Origin of the sequence: Bacteroides sp. MSK.20.82 (assembly GCF_019052485.1) — a bacterium.
GTDB classification, from domain to species: domain Bacteria; phylum Bacteroidota; class Bacteroidia; order Bacteroidales; family Bacteroidaceae; genus Bacteroides; species Bacteroides thetaiotaomicron.
The window spans coordinates 1-1,613 of the sequence record NZ_JAHQUN010000117.1; the positions used below are offsets into that span (position 1 = coordinate 1).

The 1,613-nt window shown below is 37.1% G+C and carries 2 protein-coding genes and 1 pseudogene; 2 read left to right on the top strand and 1 reads right to left on the bottom strand.

The features are described from left to right. The first annotated feature begins 113 nt into the window (after positions 1-113). Complete coding sequence (locus KTR07_RS28035; protein ID WP_005868760.1) at positions 114-680, top strand: phosphoribosyltransferase; 567 nt, start codon at positions 114-116, stop codon at positions 678-680. A 1-nt stretch (position 681) separates the two neighbouring features. Beyond that, positions 682-1,296 carry an SLOG family protein gene (locus tag KTR07_RS28040; protein WP_005868759.1) on the top strand — a complete coding sequence of 205 codons (615 nt, stop codon included), beginning with the start codon at positions 682-684 and terminating at the stop codon, positions 1,294-1,296. A gap of 193 nt (positions 1,297-1,489) precedes the next feature. Here KTR07_RS28040 and KTR07_RS28045 read toward each other — a convergent pair. Continuing rightward, positions 1,490-1,613: pseudogene (locus KTR07_RS28045) on the bottom strand (IS4 family transposase); the annotation flags it as partial.

Below are 1,613 nucleotides of genomic sequence, written 5' to 3' on the forward strand. Positions count from 1 at the left end.
TGAAAGCTCAAAAAAAAAGTCGGCAGAAAGAAAAGGCCATCCCGGAAAGGGGTTTAAAAAAAGGTCTTTAAATCTAGCTGAAGCATAAGTTTAATTTTAATAGATAAAAGACTATGGCACATCAGAGTAAATATCCTAGTTTAGACAGACAATGGCATAAGATGATGTTTTCTTTCTTTGAGTATCTTCCTATGCAATATCGGCAGGCAACGGAAAGAGAATGGCAAATTCGTAAGATGATATGGAGTTTTAAGGATGGAAAAGCTTATTTGAATATAGCTTGGATGATAGCGAATAAGTTACATCAAGTTTTTGGTGATGATGTTAAGAATATTGTTTTTGCTTGTGTTCCGGCTTCTTCCGCTGATAAGAATGAACTTCGTTATAAGGGGTTTGCTTCGGCTGTGTGTAAGTTTTCAGGTGCTATCAATGCGTATGAACATATACGTGTCAGTGGAGATCGTTTGGCTATTCACGAGAAATTTGACAGCAAGTCGCTTCAAAAAGTACAAGTGATAGAATTTGACAAGGACTTTTTTCGGGGTAAGAAAATCTTGGTATTTGACGATATTTTAACAAAAGGGTTTTCGTATGCTCGTTTCGCATGTCAGTTGGAAAAAATAGGAGGTGAGGTTTTGGGAGGTTTCTTTTTAGGTAAAACAGTTGTCCGTATGTTATAAGATGAAAGAAAAAGAGAGTTATATAGAGAAGCAGAAGGATATCTTTGGAGATACTACTTGGTTCACTTATCGTTATGAGGTGAATGGAATGGTGTATGAAACTTCGGCAGGTTCGTTGGATATATGTAGAAAGGCACGTGATAAATGGATGAAAATGATGTCCGTTGCTTTTACCGGTCATAGAACGATACGAACAAATAAATATGCTTTGTCCGTATCGTTGAATGAAGAGGTACGTTTCTGCTATGAGAATGGAATCCGTTTTTTCTATATTGGTTGTGCGGTTGGATTTGACATGATGGCTGCTCATACCGTACTTGAACAAAGGAAACAATATCCCGATATGGTTTTGGTGGCGGTTGTTCCTTATGTCGGGCAAGATGTGTATTTCAACAAAGAGGACAAACAGAGGTATGCTGATATTTTGCGCCAAGCCGACAAGGTGGTAGTTCTATCCGAATATTATTATGCCCAATGCTATGCCCACCGTAATGATTACATGATTTCACACGCCTGTAGGCTGATTGCCTATTGGGATGGAAAATCTGCCGGAGGAACTTCTTATACGTTTAACAAGGCACAAAAAAAGAAATTGGTGATATACAATCTGTTTTGATTCAGATTGTATATCGTTGTTTTCCAGCGGTATGATCAAACGTGGCGATGTCATACTGTCTGGTTGCTGTAAGTGCTAATACTTCCGATGCAAAAGAGAAAGACACAATAAATATGAAAAGCAATGATAGATGAATTTTACTTAATTGTTTTACCTTTGTAAAACATTAGTGTCCCATTAAAATTGGGACGAATTAAAAATTAAATAAACTTGGCCCATTTGGTCCGAATCGTTCTTTGTCATTTTGAAATTTAGTTTTATCAAAGAGGTCTCTCAGATGAGTCTTATCAGTCAATGAGATGCTCAGTATTTGTAAC

Excerpts from the sequence above, each read along its gene's own strand:
- KTR07_RS28040 (WP_005868759.1), top strand. The coding sequence starts at position 682 with ATGAAAGAAAAAGAGAGTTATATAGAGAAGCAGAAGGATATCTTTGGA.
- KTR07_RS28035 (WP_005868760.1), top strand. The coding sequence starts at position 114 with ATGGCACATCAGAGTAAATATCCTAGTTTAGACAGACAATGGCATAAG.